This window comes from Planobispora rosea, from assembly GCF_014648175.1.
Taxonomy (GTDB): Bacteria; Actinomycetota; Actinomycetes; order Streptosporangiales; family Streptosporangiaceae; genus Planobispora; species Planobispora rosea.
The window spans coordinates 1-2,449 of sequence record NZ_BMQP01000111.1; the positions used below are offsets into that span (position 1 = coordinate 1).

Consider the following 2,449-nt stretch of genomic DNA (forward strand, 5'->3'; position numbering starts at 1 on the left):
GCTCATGGTCTGGCGGCGCAGTCGCTGGCGTGGGGACTGTGGGCCGACACCGGAATGGGCACCGACAGCACGGTCAAGGGCGGCATTCTGCCCATGCAGCACGGCCAAGGGCTCGCGTTGTTCGACACCGCGACGGGTATGCCCGACCCGGTCCTCGTACCCGCCGCGTTCGACCTGGGTGCCAGTGCCGAGGACGTCTCCCCGGTCCTGCGCGGTCTGGTCAGACCGGCACCGCGCCGTACCTCGGCGAGCTCGGAGTCTCTGGTGGCCAGGCTGGCGGGACTGCGCGAGGAGGACAGGTTCGACGTCCTCCTGGAGGTGGTGCGCAAGCACGCGGCCGAGGTACTTGAGCACGCCGACGCCGAGGCCATCGATCCGGAGCGGTCCTTCGGCGAGTTCGGCTTCGACTCCCTGTCGGCCGTGGAGTTCCGCAACCGCCTGAACGCCGCGACCGGCCTGCGCCTGCCCTCCAGCTTGATCTTCGACTACCCGGACGCGCGCGCGCTGGCCGTACATCTCGTCAACGCTCTCGCTCCGGATGAGGCCGCCCAGGACCAGGCGAAGGAGGAGGAGATCCGCCGGATCCTGGCCGCCATCCCGCTGGCCCGCCTGCGTGACGCGGGACTGATGGACAGCCTGCTCGAACTCGCCGGAGTCGAGGTGGAAGGCCCCGGCCAGGAGGACCCGTTCGACGCGATGGACACCGAAAGGATGATCGATATGGCGCTCAACGGCTCAATTGCCGACGACATGGAGGAGGTGTGGGGCTGATGGCGTCCACGTCGGATACGAAGGTCGTTGAGGCGCTGCGCACGGCGCTCAAGGACGGCGAACGCCTGCGCGAGCAGAACCGCAAGCTCGCATCCGCGTTGCGCGAACCCATCGCGATCGTGGGGATGGGCTGCCGTTACCCGGGAGGTGTCTCCTCTCCGGAGGAGCTGTGGGAGTTCGTCGCCGAGGGCAAGGACGGGATCACCGAGTTCCCCGCGGACCGGGGCTGGGATCTGGCGTCCCTGTATGACCCGCACTCGACCAGGGAAGGCACCTCCTACACCCGCCACGGCGGCTTCCTGCACGATGCGGCGCTGTTCGACGCCGGTTTCTTCGGCATCAGCCCGCGCGAGGCCGAGGTGCTCGACCCGCAGCAGCGCCTGCTGCTGGAGACCTCGTGGGAGGCGCTGGAACGGGCCGGGATCGACCCGGCCACGCTCAAGGGCAGTCAGACCGGTGTCTACGCCGGGGTGATGTACCACGACTACCCCGACTGCCAGGGTTCGGGTTCGCTCGTCTCCGGCCGGGTGGCCTACTCCCTCGGCCTGGAGGGGCCCGCGCTCACGGTGGACACGGCCTGCTCCTCCTCGCTGGTCGCGGTCCACCTGGCGATGCAGGCGCTGCGGCGCGAGGACTGCTCACTGGCCCTCGCCGGTGGTGTGACGGTGATGGCCACCCCGGGTACGTACGTCGAGTTCAGCCGCCAGCGGGGCCTGTCGCGTGACGGCCGGTGCCGGACGTTCGCCGCCTCGGCCGACGGTACCGGCTTCTCCGAAGGCGCCGGTGTGCTGGTGCTGGAGCGTCTGTCGGATGCCCGCCGCAACGGACATCCCGTGCTGGGCCTGCTGCGCGGTTCGGCGGTCAACCAGGACGGCGCCTCCAACGGCATCACCGCGCCGAACGGCCCCGCGCAGGAGCGGGTCATCCGGCAGGCGCTGGCCAGCGCCCGCATCGCGGCCGACCAGGTCGACGCGGTCGAAGCGCACGGCACCGCGACCACGCTCGGCGACCCCATCGAGGCGCAGGCGCTCATCGCCGTCTACGGCCAGCAGCGGGAGAACCCGGTGCGCCTGGGGTCGATCAAGTCGAACTTCGGCCACACCCAGGCCGCCGCCGGCGTGGCCGGTGTGATCAAGATGGTGCAGGCCATGCGCCACGGCATCCTGCCGCGCACCTTGCACATCGACGAACCCACCTCTCAGGTCGACTGGTCGGCAGGGAAGGTCGAACTGCTCACCGAGGCCGTGGAGTGGTCGCGCAACGGTCATCCCCGGCGGGCGGGAGTCTCGTCGTTCGGCATCAGCGGCACCAACGCCCACGTGATCGTCGAGCAGGCTCCGGACGAGGACGACCGGGTCGAACCGTCCGTGGTGGCCACCCCGGTCGTACCGTGGCTGATCTCCGCTCGCAGCGCCGACGCGCTGCCCGCCCAGGCACGACGCCTCCTGGAGACCCTGGGTTCGCCGCTTGACGTCGCGTTCTCGCTGGCGACCACCCGTTCGCCGATGAAGCACCGCGCCGCCGTGGTGGCGGCCGATCGCGAGGGGTTGCTGCGCGGGTTGCAGGCCCTGGCTGACGGAGGCGGGGCGCCTGAACTGGTGACGGGTGCGGTACGGCCGGGCAAGACGGCGTTCCTGTTCACCGGGCAGGGCAGTCAGCGGTTGGGCATGGGCCGGGA

At 70.5% G+C, this 2,449-nt stretch carries 2 protein-coding genes; both read left to right on the plus strand.

Translation table 11 applies throughout. From position 1 onward, the window contains the following. Positions 1–771: acyl carrier protein (locus IEZ08_RS38935; protein WP_189244235.1), on the plus strand; the 771-nt coding region annotated here is incomplete at its 5' end. Next, a partial coding sequence (locus IEZ08_RS38940; protein ID WP_229803968.1) for a type I polyketide synthase occupies positions 771–2,449 on the plus strand: 1,679 nt, incomplete at its 3' end. The genes IEZ08_RS38935 and IEZ08_RS38940, both read left to right, overlap by 1 nt.